This window comes from Rhizobium sp. 2YAF20, from assembly GCF_052114685.1.
Taxonomy (GTDB): domain Bacteria; phylum Pseudomonadota; class Alphaproteobacteria; order Rhizobiales; family Rhizobiaceae; genus Rhizobium.
The window spans coordinates 1-17970 of record NZ_JBFRFF010000067.1; the positions used below are offsets into that span (position 1 = coordinate 1).

Annotated in this window: 21 protein-coding genes and 2 pseudogenes; 13 read left to right on the forward strand and 10 right to left on the reverse strand. The window is 55.1% G+C overall.

Annotated features, from left to right (window positions below):
* The coding region (locus tag AB4Z52_RS34215) for an alpha/beta hydrolase (protein ID WP_442222279.1) at positions 1 to 455 on the reverse strand (455 nt) is incomplete at its 3' end.
* Positions 456 to 634: 179 nt separating this feature from the next.
* Here AB4Z52_RS34215 and AB4Z52_RS34220 point away from each other — a divergent pair.
* The 5 genes from AB4Z52_RS34220 (at position 635) to AB4Z52_RS34240 (ending at position 4351) form a co-directional block, all read left to right on the forward strand.
* Entirely contained in the window at positions 635 to 1504 is an 870-nt protein-coding gene (locus AB4Z52_RS34220) for a dienelactone hydrolase family protein (RefSeq protein WP_442222280.1), read from the forward strand.
* A gap of 193 nt (positions 1505 to 1697) precedes the next feature.
* Positions 1698 to 2213 carry a GrpB family protein gene (locus tag AB4Z52_RS34225; RefSeq protein ID WP_442222281.1) on the forward strand — a complete coding sequence of 172 codons (516 nt, stop codon included), beginning with the start codon at positions 1698 to 1700 and terminating at the stop codon, positions 2211 to 2213.
* A 160-nt stretch (positions 2214 to 2373) separates the two neighbouring features.
* Positions 2374 to 3084: an isochorismatase family protein gene (locus tag AB4Z52_RS34230; protein ID WP_442222282.1), complete on the forward strand. Its 711-nt coding sequence runs from the start codon at positions 2374 to 2376 to the stop codon at positions 3082 to 3084.
* Between the two features lie 43 nt (positions 3085 to 3127).
* The gene (locus tag AB4Z52_RS34235) at positions 3128 to 3610 is read left to right on the forward strand and encodes a hypothetical protein (RefSeq protein WP_442222283.1); all 483 of its coding nucleotides are present in this window, start codon (positions 3128 to 3130) and stop codon (positions 3608 to 3610) included.
* Positions 3611 to 3637: 27 nt separating this feature from the next.
* Complete coding sequence (locus AB4Z52_RS34240; protein ID WP_442222284.1) at positions 3638 to 4351, forward strand: alpha/beta fold hydrolase; 714 nt, start codon at positions 3638 to 3640, stop codon at positions 4349 to 4351.
* Here AB4Z52_RS34240 and AB4Z52_RS34245 read toward each other — a convergent pair.
* The 4 genes from AB4Z52_RS34245 to AB4Z52_RS34260 form a co-directional block, all read right to left on the reverse strand.
* Positions 4336 to 4707: a hypothetical protein gene (locus AB4Z52_RS34245; protein ID WP_442222285.1), complete on the reverse strand. Its 372-nt coding sequence runs from the start codon at positions 4705 to 4707 to the stop codon at positions 4336 to 4338. The genes AB4Z52_RS34240 and AB4Z52_RS34245 overlap by 16 nt on opposite strands.
* Before the next feature lie 127 nt (positions 4708 to 4834).
* Positions 4835 to 5764, reverse strand: coding sequence for a hypothetical protein (locus tag AB4Z52_RS34250; protein WP_442222286.1), 930 nt, complete (start codon positions 5762 to 5764; stop codon positions 4835 to 4837).
* Positions 5691 to 6548, reverse strand: coding sequence for an acyl-CoA thioester hydrolase/BAAT C-terminal domain-containing protein (locus tag AB4Z52_RS34255; RefSeq protein ID WP_442222287.1), 858 nt, complete (start codon positions 6546 to 6548; stop codon positions 5691 to 5693). The genes AB4Z52_RS34250 and AB4Z52_RS34255 overlap by 74 nt, the downstream gene beginning before the upstream one ends.
* A 52-nt stretch (positions 6549 to 6600) precedes the next feature.
* Positions 6601 to 6963, reverse strand: coding sequence for a VOC family protein (locus AB4Z52_RS34260; RefSeq protein ID WP_442222288.1), 363 nt, complete (start codon positions 6961 to 6963; stop codon positions 6601 to 6603).
* A 708-nt stretch (positions 6964 to 7671) separates the two neighbouring features.
* Between AB4Z52_RS34260 and AB4Z52_RS34265 the strand changes: the two genes are divergently transcribed.
* Both AB4Z52_RS34265 and AB4Z52_RS34270 read left to right on the forward strand, forming a co-directional pair.
* Positions 7672 to 9111, forward strand: a complete 1440-nt coding sequence (locus AB4Z52_RS34265) for a DUF1963 domain-containing protein (RefSeq protein WP_442222289.1) — start codon at positions 7672 to 7674, stop codon at positions 9109 to 9111.
* A gap of 285 nt (positions 9112 to 9396) precedes the next feature.
* The gene (locus AB4Z52_RS34270; protein WP_442222290.1) at positions 9397 to 9819 is read left to right on the forward strand and encodes a hypothetical protein; all 423 of its coding nucleotides are present in this window, start codon (positions 9397 to 9399) and stop codon (positions 9817 to 9819) included.
* Between the two features lie 85 nt (positions 9820 to 9904).
* Here the strand turns inward: AB4Z52_RS34270 and AB4Z52_RS34275 are convergent, their stop codons facing one another.
* A complete protein-coding gene (locus AB4Z52_RS34275; protein WP_442222291.1) occupies positions 9905 to 10864 on the reverse strand; it encodes a hypothetical protein in 960 nt (319 codons plus the stop codon).
* 269 nt (positions 10865 to 11133) lie between these two features.
* Here AB4Z52_RS34275 and AB4Z52_RS34280 point away from each other — a divergent pair, with 269 nt between their 5' ends.
* The 5 genes from AB4Z52_RS34280 to AB4Z52_RS34300 all read left to right on the forward strand — a co-directional run bounded on the left by AB4Z52_RS34280 (position 11134) and on the right by AB4Z52_RS34300 (position 15328).
* On the forward strand, positions 11134 to 12186 hold the full coding sequence (locus AB4Z52_RS34280) for an IS110 family transposase (RefSeq protein ID WP_442222298.1): 1053 nt from the start codon (positions 11134 to 11136) through the stop codon (positions 12184 to 12186).
* A 797-nt stretch (positions 12187 to 12983) separates the two neighbouring features.
* Positions 12984 to 13580 (forward strand): class I SAM-dependent methyltransferase, encoded by a 597-nt coding sequence (locus AB4Z52_RS34285; RefSeq protein ID WP_442222292.1) that lies wholly within the window; start codon positions 12984 to 12986, stop codon positions 13578 to 13580.
* Positions 13528 to 14196, forward strand: coding sequence for a GNAT family N-acetyltransferase (locus tag AB4Z52_RS34290; RefSeq protein ID WP_442222299.1), 669 nt, complete (start codon positions 13528 to 13530; stop codon positions 14194 to 14196). The genes AB4Z52_RS34285 and AB4Z52_RS34290 overlap by 53 nt, the downstream gene beginning before the upstream one ends.
* A gap of 217 nt (positions 14197 to 14413) precedes the next feature.
* Complete coding sequence (locus AB4Z52_RS34295) at positions 14414 to 14863, forward strand: GNAT family N-acetyltransferase (RefSeq protein ID WP_442222293.1); 450 nt, start codon at positions 14414 to 14416, stop codon at positions 14861 to 14863.
* Positions 14864 to 14944: 81 nt separating this feature from the next.
* On the forward strand, positions 14945 to 15328 hold the full coding sequence (locus AB4Z52_RS34300) for a GNAT family N-acetyltransferase (RefSeq protein WP_442222294.1): 384 nt from the start codon (positions 14945 to 14947) through the stop codon (positions 15326 to 15328).
* Positions 15329 to 15419: 91 nt separating this feature from the next.
* Here AB4Z52_RS34300 and AB4Z52_RS34305 read toward each other — a convergent pair whose 3' ends face one another.
* Positions 15420 to 15917, reverse strand: coding sequence for a GNAT family N-acetyltransferase (locus AB4Z52_RS34305; protein ID WP_442222295.1), 498 nt, complete (start codon positions 15915 to 15917; stop codon positions 15420 to 15422).
* A 239-nt stretch (positions 15918 to 16156) separates the two neighbouring features.
* Between AB4Z52_RS34305 and AB4Z52_RS34310 the strand changes: the two genes are divergently transcribed.
* Positions 16157 to 16789 (forward strand): CatB-related O-acetyltransferase, encoded by a 633-nt coding sequence (locus AB4Z52_RS34310; RefSeq protein WP_442222296.1) that lies wholly within the window; start codon positions 16157 to 16159, stop codon positions 16787 to 16789.
* A 62-nt stretch (positions 16790 to 16851) separates the two neighbouring features.
* Here AB4Z52_RS34310 and AB4Z52_RS34315 read toward each other — a convergent pair.
* The 3 genes and pseudogenes from AB4Z52_RS34315 to AB4Z52_RS34325 form a co-directional block, all read right to left on the reverse strand.
* A pseudogene (locus tag AB4Z52_RS34315) lies at positions 16852 to 16941 on the reverse strand (IS5/IS1182 family transposase); the annotation flags it as partial.
* Positions 16942 to 17042: 101 nt separating this feature from the next.
* A complete protein-coding gene (locus tag AB4Z52_RS34320; protein ID WP_442222297.1) occupies positions 17043 to 17528 on the reverse strand; it encodes a GNAT family N-acetyltransferase in 486 nt (161 codons plus the stop codon).
* A gap of 194 nt (positions 17529 to 17722) precedes the next feature.
* Positions 17723 to 17970 (reverse strand): annotated as a pseudogene (locus AB4Z52_RS34325) (dienelactone hydrolase); the annotation flags it as partial.

A 17970-nucleotide genomic window follows, 5' to 3' on the forward strand; every position in this document is an offset into this window, starting at 1 on the left:
TATGGGCATGTMTGGGCATGGGCGTCGAACTGACCGTCCAGCTCTTTTCGCCACTTCGGGTCATCAAGCAAGACGCTGAGGTCGCGAGCACGCTCCCAAAGGCAGAGGAAGCCTTCCGCCCGGTAGGGCTCAGTTCCGGTATTGCCATGATGATTGACCGCGAGCGCGACAAAGCCTCGTTGTGCCAGGCGGTGACCGAGCCAATCGAGACCGCCCGCCACGCCCCCCGTTCCGTGTGACATCAATACCAACGGATATGGTTTCGCTGTCGGCAGCAGCTTCGCATTGCGGGCGACCGGCCGTTTTTGGAACCACGACGTCTCGGTGACCCGCTGCACCGTTGCGTTTTCGACCGCAGGATACCACGCAGACCGTTTGAGTGGGCGCGGGCCGTCGGCGTCCCAATTCGACCGGCTTTCGTCGAACGACAGCCCTTCTTTAAAACCGACTTGCATCTCCACCCTCCTGCCGCGAACATGCGCGTCCCGGCGCACGCAGATTGTCGTAAATTTGAACCAGCGTCACGCCACCGTTGCAATTTGAGGGCGAGGCCATACTTTTTAGTTGGGATCGATCTATTTCGGCGCTGCTGATGTCGCTGCTTGAAGGATCATGGTGGCTTAGAAGGGGTACGATGGTGCCGTTCAAAACAACAATAGCTTTGGTTGCAGCTAGCGTGGTTCTCAGCCTAAATATTGGAATTGCTCTGGCGGGTGAACAAGTCCGGTTTTCAAGTGAGACAGCCAAGCTAAGTCCGTTTCGCGAGAGATTGGCCAAGCAACAGGGCGAGGCTCTCCCACAGGCCCAAGGCATGCCACTGATCGGTTATTTGAGCCGTCCACAGGGCAACGGGCCATTTCCTGCCCTTGTTGTCTTGCATGGATGCGGGGGCTTGGGATCAAGGCTCAAGAATGATGTTGCCGAACAGTGGGTGGCTCGGGGTTATGTCGTCCTTGTTGTCGATAGCTATGCTACCCGGAATATAAAAACAACATGTCGAAACACTCGAAGCGATGGCGCATTTACGAGCACAGACCGCGTTTACGACGCTTACGGGGCGCTCGACCTTTTGTCGACTTATCCTTTCGTTGACGCCCAGCGTGTCGCTCTGATGGGTTTTTCCGCTGGCGGCGTCTCGGCCTTGGAGGCGACCATGGTCGAAGGCGATGAGCAACTCACGGCTCGCAAATTCAAAGCTGCAGTTGCCTACTATCCAACGTGTTCACCAAGCGACGGAGACGCGACCGTGCCGACGCTCATCACGGTCGGAGAACTGGACGACTGGGGGCCGCCAGCGCTATGTCGCCAGAGGCTCGCCCATTTGAGCGGCAAGGCCCCGGAGATACAGCTCGACGTCTATCCTGGTGCCTATCATGACTTCGACGTTCCTACCGCGAAAGCAGGGACCGTCTATTTTGGTCATCGTCTCGAATACAGCGCTGCCGCAACGGCACAATCTACAAAAGATGTCGAAGCCTTCCTTCGGAAACAGCTTGGAAACTAATTACACAGCGAAGCAGCTGATGACTGCATTGGGCCGACTGCGGAAGAAAGACGGCCTCCGCATCGCGCCGATTACGGTCATTGCACAACCACATATTCTTCGATGTCGCAAATCCCGGATGCAAAACCGGCGCTCTAATCGCGGCTGTTGCGAAAAGGTGGTGCTGAAGAATGTTTGATGGGGTGAAACGCAAATGTTGGGGCTAAAACACAACGCAAATTTTCTCGTTGAATACGACCCTGCTTGGGAGCTTGAATTTGCGCATGAAAAGCGGCGGCTCTCAAATGTAGTGGAGCCAGTTGCCCGTGGCATCGAGCATTATGGTTCAACTGCTGTAAAGGGCATGAAGGCCAAACCGATACTGGACATACTTATCGGCGTCATACCGCTTGAAGATTGGGAAAAATGCCATGACCCGCTATTGCGCCTTGGATACGACTACGCCGCAAATGCTGGCGTGCCAGGGCACCATATTTTTGGCAGGGGGAGGGATAAATCGGAACGCACGCACCTAGTGCACGTGGTGGAGTACATGGGACTGTCGTGGTGCTCAAATCTGGCTTTTAGGGATGCGCTTCGGCGGGATTCATTTCTTCGGGAGGCCTATACAGCAGAGAAGCAACGGGCAATCGCTCGCGGTCCCACGAGCCGCGCTGAGTATAATGAACTCAAGCGAGCTTTCATCGATACGGTCAAAGCAAGCCTATAGGAATTCCCGTGATGTCGCGAAAATCCTACAGACTGTCTGAAAATTCATGAAGTAAGGCTGACGGCTGCGCGGCGACGCTTTGGAGATGTCTTAGTGTGAAGTCATTGACGCCGACGCAGCGGGCGGTGATCATCGTCAGATCGCACTAGGATTCGCCGAGATGGGTTCTGAACAGGGCAACGCAATTGCACCGAATGGTTCCGGCCCACGGCCCAAGCTCCACGATTGGATAATCGAGCAGCGTGAGTATGAACGACAGGAGCAGAGACGTGGGCGACGACATGCACATGAATCTGTCGATCCGCACCGCACGGCCCTGATCGTGATCGATATGGTCCCGTTTTTCGTCGAGGAAAGCGCTTACTGCAGAGGGATACTGCCCAACATCATTCGGCTCGCAGACGCTCTTCGCACCGCTGGTGGCACGGTGGCGTGGGTTGTTCCCGGCTCCGATCAACCTCATCCGGACCTCACACGGGAATTCTTCGGCGAAGAGGTCGCGGAGATGTTCAGGACGTCGGGTGGAGCTGGCCGGGTATCGCAGAGAGTGTGGCCTGGCCTTTCTCCGGAAGCGGAAGACCTGTATTTCGAGAAGTCCGCCTATAGCGCGTTTTTCCCCGGCTCTTCAGACTTACCATCAGCTCTTCGCGCTCGCGGTATCGGCACCGTTTTCATCACTGGAACGCTGACGAACATCTGCTGCGAGTCTTCCGCCCGAGATGCCTATGCCAGTGGCTTCCGGGTAATTTTCATAGCTGATGGGACGGCTGCCAGGCGCGATCAGGACCACAACGCGGCACTCCATAATATCTATCGGAGCTTTGGCGATGTGCGACCGGCAGATGAAGCCATCGCCCTCCTGTCCGCCTAAACAAGGTATAGAGTAACCATTCGAAGCGGGTTCGGAGAGATCAATGGAGAATACCCGAGAGAAGGTGGCCGCCGTTACAGCCAAGCTCCGACGCTCAGGTATTATCTGCGATCTTTTTGGCGGTTGGGCAGAGGAAGTTCTAGGTCTCCGCGAGCCATCTGCGCATAGCGATATCGATATGGTTTATCGCAGCGAGACCTTCAAGGAATTTGATGCCAAGCTTCAAGACGTTCCCGAGTTCGAAGAGGTGCCACTGAAGCGCTTCCGGCATAAGCGGGCATTTCGTTATTATGGCACGCTGTGCGAGATAACTTTGGTGCAAGTGCGAAAGCAGCCCTTAACGCTTTTCTGGGGCGACGTTCCTTTCCTGTGGGAGAATCCGCTTCTGCATGGAACCTTAGTGGAGGTTGGCAGGGAGCCGACTTCAATCGTATCTGCCAGTAATCTTAAACGACACCGCAATCTACATAAGGAGACGCAGCCGCATCGCTGGCGTGATCCACAAGCGTTAGAACCTTACGACTGACCGCGTAGGCCGAAAGATGGGTGCCGCTTGTCTGGAAAGAATCTGGAACTACTACTACTACTACTACTACTCCATGCGCTGCCCTTGGATGGATCGATGTGGGCCGCCCAGCTCGACCTCCTGCCAGGCGCAACATATGCGCCGACGCTTTATGGTTTCGGTGATCGCGTGGAGGATTGGGCGGCCGAGGCATTAAAGCTCCCCAGAGGCAACCAAGTCATCGTCGTAGGCTGCTCAGTTGGTGGCTCATGTGCTTTGGAGGTTGCCGCGCTTGCCCCGGAGCGGGTTGCGGGATTAGTCCTTATTGGGACAAAGGCAGCGCGACGGTCAGACCCGGCATTTCACGCAACGGCCGTCAAAGCTCTTCGGGAGCAAGGGCTAGAGTCTGCCTGGCGGGAATGGTGGGAGCCCGCATTTTCGACAGCAGCTTCACCCGCGATCATCGCTAGAGCGAGGCGCATCCTTATGCGCCAGCCGCTTGAAGATGTGGTGCTTGGTGTCGAGGCATTCCACACCCGCCAAAGCAGAGATGATGTCCTTTCCACATTTTCGGGCCCAGTGCACATGGTCACGGGCGCAGACGACGTCCTACCCGGACTGGCGACCAGTTCCAAGCAAGCCGATATGGCCCCAAATGGTTGCCTGCATGTCATCCCCGAATGCGGACACTACGTGCCGATGGAACGACCGGAGGCCCTCAATTCGACTATCCGTCAATTGATAGATCAGATAGCGACCTGAACGAGTTGCTTGGCGCGTGCTCGTGCGCTTGCTTCAATGTGGTTCACTCGGCCGAGGTAGGTCTCGGCGCGAGCTATCGGGTCATGAAGATACTGATCTGGCCCGAACATCTTGTTGTCATTGAGATCGCGTCTATCGAGCAGATTAAAGCTGACATGTTCGAGGCGGCAATTCCATCCTTGCGGAGAACGGGTCGCCCAACCATTCGTGTGGTAGGTCAGCAGCCGGTTCCGCAGCGAATAGCCATGGTGGTCGAACGCGATTACGCCGTCGGTCACGAAGATATGGTTTCCCGCAAAGCCTTCGCCGGGGATGATGCGCTCGGCATAAAATCCGGCGAGGGGCGATTCCTTCAAAAACACTCCAGCGAGAATGGCACACGCGCCATTTCCGAAGAAGATTCGGTCTGGCAGTGCCCAGCGCCGAACAGGGTCCTTCTTTATGCCAGGCTTCAATGTGTACATGGCCGATGTCCCCAGTGAACTAGCAGTAGCCGAGTATCGGAAGGGTGGATTTCGGCGACGCGACCATGAAGTTGGCCGTATTGTAGCAGTGACGGCAAACTGCATCCGTATCCGTGGAGTAGGTTGGCTTCACCAGCTTTCCGGTATCGCGTTTAAGAGCCTCGACAATCTGAACGGACGCCTCAGTATACGTTAGAGGATCAATCTCCCGGCGCTGATCCCGCCAGGCTTTTTCGACGAGTTTCATATCAACGACCTGTATCGCGCGTGCGTGATCGTCAGCACATTTATGCAGGACGGTGTCGCCCCTGCTAAAACACATCATTTCCGAAGCAATGCGACACGCGAGGTCTTCGACAGCTACCACCTTGATCGGCAGGTTGCCGATCAGTGCGGGTCTGGTCCGCTCTAACGTATCACCGCAAGCGCTGAACACGTCGACGCGCACACGCTGGTTTGGTTCCACAAGCTGAATGGCGAGCTTCCCGAGTGGACGATGCGGATGTGCATGACTAATCATGAATACGGAGGCGAGGGCAGGCGGGAGTGCGTCGAACCCTGAGACGACAACATCGATGTCATTGAAAGCCCGCTGACGGCCAAGGCCAGAACCAAGCGCCGGTTCCAATGCCATCCCGCCTGTGACAGCGTAATCTAGCCCGCAGGCGTCCAATTTCTGGAGCACATTAGAGACCCGTTCAGCATCAGCCGCTTCGAGAAACGGATCAAGTCGGAGGTGCATTGGCATTTTCGAGGCACTCCGCTTGTGGAACAGGCCCAAACTAGGTTGTTTCTCCATAGGATACAGGCTCAATGCAGCAGTATTGAATAACGGAATTGCAATCTCGCAGCCCACCGAAATTGCCGCTGCTGTCTCATTTTCTTTCCAAGCCGAGGGCGTCGACGATGACTGCCCAAGCGGATCGACCAAGTCTCGCGTCTGCTTCATCGCTGCCGCCATGCGCATGCAGTTTAGACCTTGGCGTTGTCTCACCTGGAAGTAAAAGCCGATGCCCAGCATCCGCGTCATAGACCAATTCGGCGTCTCTCCCGAACATCTGCCGCTGCTGAAGAATGGAACGCGCAAATGCCTCCGACTGCCAGAGCGCATCGCTCCCGCCAGCGATGAGAACGATTTTGGCGGCTATTTGCTCCACCGGGATGGTGGCCGCTGGAATGGAAGAGGCAAATCGCGTCAGGCAGTGCTCGAACAGGCCGCGATAGGAAACAAGGCCGTCCTTGCACTCCTTAACCCAGGAAGGATCGGCAGGCACGAAGGCGAGGGGCTCGTTCTTCCATGTCCAGGAGGAACGCTCCGGCCAGGCGATGCCGTCATGCCCCGGTCCGATATTGCCCCAAACGACGGAGGTCGGACTGATCGCAATGACCATTTCCACACGGTCGTCACGGGCAGCGACAAGCAGAGCTGCTTCTGCGCCCTTGCATGTTCCGACGAATGCGATGTGCTTACAGCCACGCTGGCGAAGTTCGTCTATGGCGCTGACGAAAGTCTCCAGCGGGACTTCACAGATTCCGGGAGTTTGGCCTTCTCCGCCAAACCATCGCAGTGCCAGCGCCGTGATTCCGAGGTTGGCGAACAGGGAAGCACGCTGAACATCGACGCGCCCGCTCGATCCGCCGAGGACGACGATGCCCCATTCGTTCAAGGTGTCCGGCACCAGCAGAGTGCCCTGCCGCTCTCCGGTCAGGTTGTTTTGCGAATAGGTTGTCACCGGTATGGCCTCGTCTTCCCAAGTGCCGTCTGCGAAAAAGTCATCTGTAATTTCATTTGAGCTGCATCAGCTCGATTCGATTGCCGAAAGGGTCGCTGACATATCTTCGCTCATATCCGTCAAGCGGCTGGTCTGGCGATGTCGGAAACCCGGCACCATCCAGCATAGCCACGAGGGAGCGGAGGTCACTGACGATGAGACCCGGATGGGCCTTCCTTGCAGGCGAAAAATCATCCTCAACCCCTAAATGAATTCTGACGCCATTGGCCTCGAACCAACATCCACCCCTGGCGGCGAGATGCGGTGGCTTTGCGACTTCGCTCAGGCCAAGCAGCCCCTCATAGAACCCGCGAGCGGTGCCCTCCCATCCGACCGGCATCGCCAACTGAATATGATCCATTCCAACGACGGCCAATGTGGTTCTCCCAATTGATCAGCGAGCCCGGTCTGCCATGTATTCACGAAATCGGCGGCGGAAGTAAACTGAACGCTATCCCTTGCCACGCGTGCTCATCCGCCTCGAAATGCTGGCGGTTCTGCTCTGCGATGGAGCGGAATAGCTCTAAGGCGACATGATCATCCATTCTCGCCGTGTCGGTTGCAAGGTGCTCCTGGAGAAGCTCGGATAAGAGGTGTCGCACATTTGGTTTTTGAGGACAAATGCCCGATGGAAAAGGATCAGCGTTGGATATGCTTGGTATGGCTTTCACGCGGATGAGGGCGTCGGGGCCGCCACGATCAAGAGCGCAGTCAGGATTGTCATCTGATACGCATTGCTGTTCGTTGCCTTCCTTAATTTCTGGTACACAGCGAAGCGCAACAGCCGAGGCCAGGGATGCTGAAACGCCCTTTCTAAGTACGCGGCGATGGGTTCTGCTCTAAATCCCATCCGTGATTTGGAAGCCGCGAAACTTTTGGTAATGCTGAGTTTTTGGAGTCGTCAGAAGGATTCGACCCTTCCAGGCTATCGAATTATTGAAGCCAAACCGTCATCGTGTATGCCAAATAAAGATCGCGTAATGGGCGCAGTTTTGCTTGCGTAAGCTTGATATGTTGCCGATTTAGTTGTAGGTGCGCGATCCAAGAGCGGGTAATCTCATCGATGTCGAAGCTAAAGGCTATCATGTCCCGATTGACTAAATCTCGGGCTAGCGACGTACGTCCGCTCGACCCTGTCGCTGGCAAACCGGAGCGCCGCTCGCCGCCTGAGGGCGTGGACGCCGACGCCTTGCTTTCGTCTTATCGTAGGCCGGGGCTGTTGCTTTATCGGCCCTATCCACCGGCTGACGCTCCCATTGTCAGGAGTAGGATTGGCGGCCTTCCAAATTTACCTGCCAACATCGAATGGCCGAGAGGCATCTCGTATGAACGAGACGTGCCCCTTCACTTCCTTGCCCAGATAGACTGTGCCGAGTTGCCGCGAATAGACCGGCGTCTTCCGCAGGAAGGCGTCCTGTTCTTCTTTGCGAGCCAGGATGAAGAACAGATTTGGTCAGAGGGCGAGGCGCGAAATCGGGTCCGAGTGATTTTTGTGCCGAGGCTTGCCAGTGATGTGGGACACCGCGAAGCGCCTGCGGACCTGCCTCCGATCTTGGACAGGGTCGCGTCCGAAAAACCGTTTAAACCAGATTGGCTTCTTCCCGGAGAGGAAGGACCAAACGTCCATTTTTCTTGGCCGCTCGTTGCAGCCATTTTCGACACCTGGCCTGATCAGGATTCAATTGCGGACGCTGTCCACGGTTACAAGTGGATTTCAAACTATGATATCCGAGTTCAACATTCTCGGGCAGCGGCCGTTGTCGCTGCGACCGGTCTGCCAACGGCGTCAGCATCCAGTCCGGAATGGGAGGCCTCAGAGGTATTCCAATTGCCGAGAGCATTTGGGGCCGCGAAATTTCCGCAGGCAAATATTATGATTGAGCGTATTTCGCGCCTCATCATTCGCAGTACTCGTGCGCCCTTGAACAAGTTGCCCGGAACAGTTGCCAAGGCACCGTCCTGGATAGCGCGAGCGACCAAACTTGGGCTGGATGCAGCGTCAACAGAAGGGGATGCGGAGGAATTTCAGGCCTGGCTTCAGGAGATCATCGTTGACCCGCTACGCCCGCCAAATTTTGACCTAGCCCTGCCGGACCTGATTACCAAAGGCATTGAAGCTTCAATTGCCTACGCGGCCGGGTCTCCCGATGTAGCCCGACTGATTCCAAAGAATTTTTACGATGTATTGGAAGATAGACACCTTCCATTCGATCAGCGCAGAGAATTCGGAAAATCGGAGGGCGGTCGATGGCGGGTTCGCGCCCGGACCCATCAGATGTTGGGCCAGGTTTCCTCCCTACAGAGCACAGCGCCTCTTTATCGCCATAAGGGTCTCCACTCCGGCGACGGCGTCTCGGACCCAGACATCAGCGCGGATGACGAAATCTGCCTGCTCCGATTGGCGAGCGATCCGAGCATCGAGCTGTTGTTCGGAGATATGGGTGTCGCTACGTTTTGGATCAGATCAGGCGACCTCGAAGCCCGACGATTTGATCAATGTTTCGGAACCGTCGAAGGTCACTAGGTTGCGGTGGAGCCTCCTTCGGGCCGACAAGAGACCCTGAGGTTGGCAGGATTGCGCCAATTGTGGTCGTTGGGCGAAGCGACGACTTCTCCGAGGTTTCGGCGAGGGTGATCTGAGATGCCGTCAATATCACAGCCAAGCTGGCTATCGAGTTCTGTGGCATCTGGCATTGAGCGCACCCGACATTCGCTATAACACCAGAGAACCAGAACGAGGTAATCCGGCGACTGTCGGTGCGTGGGACCCCAAACGATATGATCCGTCGAAGAATGGGCGCTGGCCGACATGAAGTTCTATCGTCCGAACAAATCGCACACCTTAGCTACGGCCTTGATACTCCTTGCGTTCCGAGCCTCTGCAATAGCGCAGGTGCCAGCGGATGACTTGACCAAAGCGTTCAAATGCGTCGCGATCACCGCAATGTCGCTTGCGCAAGACGAATTGAGAACGCCCGAGCAAGTCGTCGGGGATGCGATGAAGTCTTGCGAAGACTTGCTTGAGAACGCGTCAGTGGAAGAGCAGCACGATATCGAGAGCGCGAGTGGCGAACCTATTGGGCGGAGCAGAGCGGAAGATATTTTCAAGAACGATGTAGAAACCAGGGTTGAAGACCTTGTCGAGCACGCGCGGGCCAGGGCAAAATTGGGCATCCCAGATATATACACATACACCGCCAAACGCCTGGCAGCGGGCCAGCCTGTTGAATAGACCGGCGACTCTGAAGACTCGGACTGAACGAAGCGGCGAGATGACCGCTTAGGGCCAACTCCCGAAGCTGGTGGGTCACCGCTCTCTAGAAATCGCTTTCCCAAGTTTGCAGCTTTTCACGTACGTCATGTTCGATTTCCCTCCAACCGGGAAGGAAATCGGCTCGATAGTTCATGTGTATAAGTAGGTTCTTATATAAGAAGAAATGCTGGCATCCGGGGGCCGGAACAGTCCCCGCACCGTTGCAAATGATTGAAGTGCGAAGGATACCGCTTTCTTCGATACGGTAGGTATTGTTCCACATCCAGCGACCGGCGACTGGCGGAACTTGGCGAACACTTGCAAGACCATACTCTGTGCCTCGGCTGTCAAAGCGATATCCAGGCTGTCTACCATCATATGCAGCGGTCATCTTCGACATGTCCCAGGGTTTCCCCTGCGGTTCGCTAACAAGGACTGTGAGCAGCGGGTTTTGCCCCTTGCTATCCTCGCGACCGAATACTCCGGTGTTCTGCTCGTTCCGACCTGTCACATCAGGCAGTAGTGCCATGAGGAGCAAATCCGTCATTTCAGGGTTGGCTGCGGCCGCTCCTGGACTGTCAATGAAATTGGCTGGAATCTTGAATTTGAGACCGGCTTTGCGAAACAGGACCGGCAACGGCGTTTCGCTGATGGTGTAGCCCCCGAGCATTTTGGGGAGCAACTGCGCACGCGCCAGATCGCAGAAGAAAAGAATGGACATCAAATAGATCGACAAAAGTTTGAGACCGTGCGCCCCGGAGGGTCTCCAATTTCGCTGCGACTGTCGGAAGATACATCCCATGCAATTTATCCCAGGTGGTTGCGGCAGCAGATCAGGCTTTCCTTTCAATCGCCTGAAGCGAATGATTTGAATTTGAGGAATTCTACCCGCCGCCTTCTCATCGTCACGTCGGTCGCCGCCTTTGTTCAGGGTCCGCAAAGGGCCAACTCCCGACGCTGGTAAGCTTCCGGTTCGCGCCAAAAGCGGTGACATAAAAATGGACAGCATCTTCGCGCCGCCCATCGCGTTTCAAACTCCTCTGTTTCCATGCTTGTCGCGGATCGAAACTATCGGGGATGCCGCCTGATGCTCCTCACCATGAAGGCTCGAAAAAGTCACGCCTTGCAGGATCGACATTGAAAAGGCTGAGCCGTCTGAGTGACGGGTACGCGTATCGCATGATGATTTGCGCTTGCGGCAATCAGCAGTCATGGCAACTTATTGTGGCTCAGAGCGTGAAAAGTCACTCTGGAGGATGTCGCCCACACAATCGTGACAGGAGATTGAATTTGATGAATGAGATTGCCACCATCGGGTTGGATTTGGCCAAGCAGGTTTTTCAAGTCCATGCCGTAGATGCCCAAGGCAGGAAGCTTTTCAATAGAAAGCTACGCCGCGCCGAGATGAAAGACTTCTTCCAGAAGATTCCGGCATGCGTTGTCGGCATGGAGGCATGTGCCAGCTCTCATTATTGGGCGCGGGAAATCGAGGCGCTGGGACACAAGGCTCTTTTGATCCCGGCTCAATACGTGAAGCCTTTCGTAAAGCGAGGCAAGACCGACGCTGCGGATGCCGAGGCTATCGCCCTGACGGTTTCGCAGGAAAGCGTACGAAATGTTCCGATCAAGAGCGCCGAGCAGCAGGCGATAATCGTCTTGGTCAAGGCTCGCTCGTTGTTCATCCGCCAGAGAACCAACGCCACCAATGCGCTGCGCAGCCATATGGCCGAATTTGGCATTATCTCTGCCGTTGGCACCAAGAACGTGATGGCCGCCGCCGCCGTTGCCTTGGGGGATGGCAGTGGTCATGTACCTACCGCAGCTCGCTCGGCACTTTCCGCGATATCCGATGAGATCGAATTGCTTGACTCGCGTATCAGTCGGCTCGACGGCGAGATTGCCTCCCAAGCAAAGCAAAACGACGATATTCGCCGCTTGATGACAATTCCCGGCGTTGGTGTTGTTACGGCCTCAACGATAGCAGCGCATGTCGCCGACCCAGCCGGTTTCAAGTCCGCTCGCCATTTCGCTGCATGGATCGGATTGACGCCAAAGGCACATTCTAGCGGTGGAAAAATGCGCAATGGCGGTATTTCGAAGATGGGAAACACGGTGTTGCGGTCGCTCCTTGTCATGGGCGCGGTTTCCGTGCTTCGTTGGGCAGCAAAGGATGAAAAGACAACGCCATGGCTGAGGCGGCTTCTAGTCCGACGGCCATTTAGAGTGGTTGCGGTGGCGCTTGCCAATAAGACAGCACGAACTATTTGGGCGCTACTGAACAAAGGGGGCGTCTACCGACTGCATGATGGCGTCCATCTTGCAGCAACAGCTTCCAGTTTGGAGTGACGGCCTGCTCAAAATACCATAGGCGCGAGACGTTTACGAAATCGGCCTTCTCGTGGCGAAGATTGAGTGAAATAGGCTGTACCGAAAGAAGTTCGTTCAAATGACGTTTGTGACCTAAGCCATTTTGCTCGCGTACCTTCATGGGGCCAGCGCACAATCCTTTGCGCATAGGCCGACTTACTCATTGCAAGCCACAACCAGAAGCCAAGAGTGTGCGTTTCGTGCCTGGGCAGTTCCGAGTTTCGACTTGGAACGGCCCGCCTTCTTGCTCTTCAGGGCCGAATGCCGTCATGGAGCGAATGCGCGATAAACGGTCGCTGGCAAATCGGCAATCTTAAACGCTAACGCCGATCTCCGCTGGGTCCTGAAGATTCGTCTTTTCGTCCAATCCTTCAGTGTCATGTCTGGTCGCTGACGCTGCTGCCGTGATAACTTCCATCTCTTTCTGCGGATTGTCACCCGATCCAGTGGGGCGATCTCGATAGAATTTTTCCATTCGATGCTTGTAGACGCTATCCCCAGACGCCCTATCAGATGTTGTTAGAAGGATACCAATTTCTGGATTTGCATCAACGTGCAGTCTGCCCAAAGAATGAGAGAAAAGCCGCTGTCACGCCTGATGTCACGCTCGTGACCGGTCTTTCGCGATGGCGGTTCGGCGACAAGAGGGTAGACATATGCCCTGTCGCGGAGCGGCCTATTCCAAGACCCTGTGCAATGGCATAGTTTGGCGCAGCTATCATGGCATCAGGAATTGTTGTGATGCGTTTTCGACGCGCGAGAAATGGAAACAAGTAGTGGATCGGGACGACCAGACGCTTCGCTTTTACGCGCAAGAAGCCGCCGTATATACGTCAAGAGGCCGCAAACCGAGCCAGCGGCGGATCGAAGCGTTCCTGTCGATGTTGCCAGCCGCAGCGACCATTCTTGAATTGGGATGCGGCGCGGGGCAGGACAGCGAATTCATGATCGCGAAGGGGTTCAATGTACACCCTACGGACGGCACGCCGGAGATCGCGCAAGCAGCGGAAAAGCGTCTTGGAAGGCCGGTTGCGACGCTGTTGTTTGGCGATCTCGATGAGGACGGCATCTTCGATGGAATATGGGCGAATGCTTGCCTCTTGCATGTCCCGAGAGCGGACTTGTCCGGAATCCTCGCACGGATAAACACTGCCTTGAAGAAGGGAGGCGTATTCTATGCAAGTTTCAAGGCCGGAGACGCGGACGGTCGCGATCAATTCGACAGATACTACAATTACCCGTCAGAGAGTTGGCTACGAGGCATCTATGCCGCCTTTCCCTGGGAGAGCGTCAGTATTGAGGCCGGACGAGGCAGTGGATATGACCAAAAGCCAACCGATTGGCTGCACGTCACGGCGATATCGAGAATTTGATGAAGGTTTCCTGCGAGCGGCAGGACCAACGGCTTCCCGTCAGAGCGCCTGCATCATCGCTGGCCGTGAAGTGGCAGATGCTTTTTCATCAGGGGACCATTGTCCGACGTCGCAAAGTTTATGGTGGAGTAGACCGTTGCAGATTGCCATGAAATTGGCCTCGCCTGTTCACAAGGCATATTTGCGAGACCTCCTTGCCAAATACCTCTCGGAATTAGAACGATACGGCGAAGTCAATCACGACTATCCCTATTTCGACGCTTATTGGGAAGAGCCAGCGGGTCGCTGGCCGTATCTGATCGAACGAAATGGGGGAGGCGTTGGCTTCGCCTTTGTGAACAAGTGGTCTCCCTCGGGAAGAGGTACCGATTTTGCCATGGCCGAGTTTTACATCAATCCGGAAGCACGGGCGAGCGGTGTCGGGCGACGTGCTGTCGAAGCCATCTTACAAGCGCATCCCGGCACCTGGGAACTGCGCATAGCGTCCTTGAATACCCCGGCTCAAAAATTTTGGCCTCATGCAATAGGCGCAGTCGGTGCAAGAGACATCGAGCAGATCAAATCCGACGGTGAGACCATATATCGGTTTCAAATTGAAAAGCGTGATGCTGCCTGATTCAATATCTGCCGCAGGACGCTCTCTTGGGAGGTCGCTGCATCCGTCTGACTTGCTTGAGAATCTCAGGGGTCGCGTTGGCCCGAATGCGCGACGCTGGCATGGGTCTCAAAAACGCCACAAGCAGGCATTGAGATGATTGTGCTTGCCCGTATTGCGCTTGCCCAGACCGATTGCATTATGGTGTAATCAAACCGCTAGTCGCCAAGGTTACTCAATGGAAATCTCCAACCTCCAGAGCCGTCCCGATATGGCGGATATCATCGCTAGCCGTTGTTGGAATGCGTGGTGGACAGAAACTGAAGTGTCTTTGGCGGAGTATCGCGCTCACTTGGAACCAATGATGGGAGGCGAGGACGTTCCTGTCGCTCTTGTCGCCCATGAACAAGGTGAATACCTCGGCTCAGTTTTGTTGATTGAAAACGACCTTGATGATCGACCACAATACATGCCATGGATTGCCGCTTTATGGGTGGAGCCGGAATTTAGGCGGCAGGGTATTGCAGCGAAATTGATAGAGGCGGCCCGTAGAGAGGCGGCTTTCCACGGGTACGGACTCTGCCATCTCTGCGCGACACCCGACAACTCGCCGTACTACGTCGCTCGCGGTTTCGAGCAAATTGAAACCGATGTGTCTGGACTGAACGTCTTTACGATTAAGTCATGACCGCAATGGGCCGAATGCGTAAACGATTGCAAATTTCGCTTCAATCTGACTAACCCGACCAATCCACATGAGGAGCAGCATTTGGAAATTAAGGTAGACCCCTTTCCTTCCAATCCTGAAATCAGTCCATTTTGGTTGGCAGCTTGGGGAAATCCCGTGCCACCTCGCTTCGCAGACATTCTATCTCGCAGCCTTGGTCATGTGGGAGCATATGAAGGAAAGAAAATCATCGGGTTCGTGAATGTTGCGTGGGACGGAGGCGTCCACGCATTTATCTTGGATACCTGTGTTCATCCAGGTTTCCGTAGACAAGGAATCGCCACCCGTCTCGTACGCGAGGCCGAGAGCCTTGCGCGACTACGCGGCGCTCGATGGCTGCACGTCGACTTCGAACCTCACCTCGAAGAATTCTATCGCGGTTGCGGCTTCAGACCAACAACAGCAGGACTGATAAAGCTCCAATAGAGCGAAAACTGTTCCAGCGCTAGCGCCAGGCGTTGCGTCCGCTAGGCCCGAAGCCAGAAGTTCGGTGACTTCCGGATCGCCCCAATTGCGACTAAGCTCCGTAGAAAGCCGAATGATAAACGACGACACCTTGCCGTTCGTCATCGCCAAACTCCAGACATTGGAAATACTCGGGAGGAACGTCAGGAAAACGCAGAGCGGGGTCAGCCTTGAATCCAAAGCGCGAATAGTAGCCAGGATCACCGAGAACGACACACCCAGCCGCGCCAAGCGTTTTTATCTGGTCAAGTCCAGCTTCTATGAGCCCGACACCGATGCCATGCCGCTGTTGGTCAGGTCGTACGGCAACTGGCCCGAGACCGTACCAATCGACTGCCTTGCCGTCGATCTCGACAGCAGAGAAGGCAACATAGCCAACGATCTCACCGTCATGTTCTGCGACTAGGGACACGGTCAATGCGCCTCCCGTTCTTAGGGCGTCGACAATCGCTCCTTCCGTTCCATCGCTATGCGGCGCACCCTCGAACGCGTTGGTTACAAGCGCTCGGATTTCTGTGATGTCTTGGAGATTTTCAGGTCGTATGATCATAAGAGGTTTGTAGCAAGAACTTCGGACCGCCAAGAAGCAAGTCCGTTTTGGGCCGACTGCGGAACAAAGCTCTTCGGGATTGCGCCAATTGCCGTCATTGCTGATGTTACCCTAGAAGCGCTGAGCGCATCGCCATTCAAATTATTCATGAAAGCGTTTGGGTAGCGCGATGGATTCTCCCGTTTTTGAAGACTAGCGTCGGGCGTCTCACTCCGCTGGCCTTCTGAACGGTATTTTCGATGCCTCTTCTCGACGCGAATGCAACTCACCCAATCACTCTGCCGGACGGGACGCTTTATCGCGACACGGTCTATTTGAAGAACGTTATCGACCATCCGCGCATGGAGATCGGTGAATACAGCTATTACACGCACTCTGGGAAGCCGGAGGACACCGCCAAAATACTCGCACCCTATCTGGGACACGGCGTCCGCGAGCGTCTAATCATCGGCAAATTCGTCCAGATCGCTCGGGGAAGTTACTTTATTACAAGTTCAGCCAATCATCCGATGACGGGCTTCACCACCTATCCATTCCGCATATTCAAACCCGAGACCTTCGGCTACAAAGACCTGCCAGTGAAGGATACGGTTGTCGGTCATGACGTCTGGATTGGCCATGACGCAGCGATCATGCCGGGTGTGCAAATCGGTGCTGGCGCAATCGTCGCTGCCGCTTCGGTCGTTGCTCGCGATGTTCCACCATACGCAGTCGTTGGAGGAAACCCGGCCACGGTCATTCGGATGCGCTATCCCGCCGAGATAATTGACGAACTTCTCTATATTGCCTGGTGGGATTGGCCCGTTGAAAAAATCGGGGCGAACTTGACCTTCCTTGAGAACGGCGACCTTGCAGCCCTCAGGATGGCTTGAGCGCGAGACAATCCGGCATTCCTGTTGGGCATCTGAACTGCAGGGTCCCGTTTGTGTGACACGACACGCCGTACACCACGGCTCTTGTTCGGCAATAGCGGCTGAATAATCGCCCACTCGAAATCAGTCAGGTCGAAACGACGGCGTGTCAATGAAGCCTCCAAATCAAAGCATCATTGAATCATCAGATCGTTGCCCCGGGAACCCGTATTGTAGATCGCTGCTTAGCAATATAACTCAGCATAGATCGAGATCAGGTTGATACAGCAACTTTCAGATTCTGCCTTTCAAACACGCACGACCCGCTTTTTCCAATGTTGGTCTCAATTTCGGTCCAGCCCAAGCCGCTATAAAACGGACGGAGTTCAGGCGCACAGCAGAGATACAAAACATCGCGACCATTCGAGATTGCAAGTTGCTCCGCTGCTTTAACGAGCGCCGACCCAACGCGGTGTTTTCTGAAGTCGTTTTCTACCCAGACCGCAGCGATCCACGGCGTCAGGCTTGGTCTCTCGACCAAGTCGGATTTGATCAAGGAGATTGTGCCGACAAACATATCGCGAGTGTGCGCGATCAACGTAAATTCGTCATCTGAAGCCTTAATGCTTTGAAGTTTTTCAACGACTTGTCTTAACGTCAATCCTCGGTGCTTGGACCAGGCATGCCATATTCTGTTTGCCGTCGTTTCCAGCATGTCGCCTCTGTTTCGCAGGTTGGCAATAGCAATCTCGGCCGACATTCTTTCTCCCCCAATCCGTTTAAACTAAAGTCGAATCCATATTAAATATTGAAAGAAATCAAGGCTGCGGGCTCTGAAACAGATTGAAAGGTGACCCTCGCTCGTCCCAACGCAAATTAATGAGTTTACGACCTAAGGAAAACACACAGCTTCCCCTTCGCGCCGAAGAGGGCCTTCAGCATTGACGCGGCAAATTACGCGGTCCCTCCGAAAAGTCCCGCCGCGACCAACGCAACGTGGTCGTGAATCCTTCGACGATCAACGCTGTCGGCATCAGGGAAGACGTCGGAAGCCTCCTTCATCCCCAACGCAGTCGGCTCCGGCAGGAAGACATAGTGACCCGCACCGGACTTCAAGATTTCCAGGTCGCTGCTTGGGACATGACGATGTAGCCAGCCAGAGCATTCGGCCGCAGGCGCAATCGTGTCGCCGCTTCCAACGA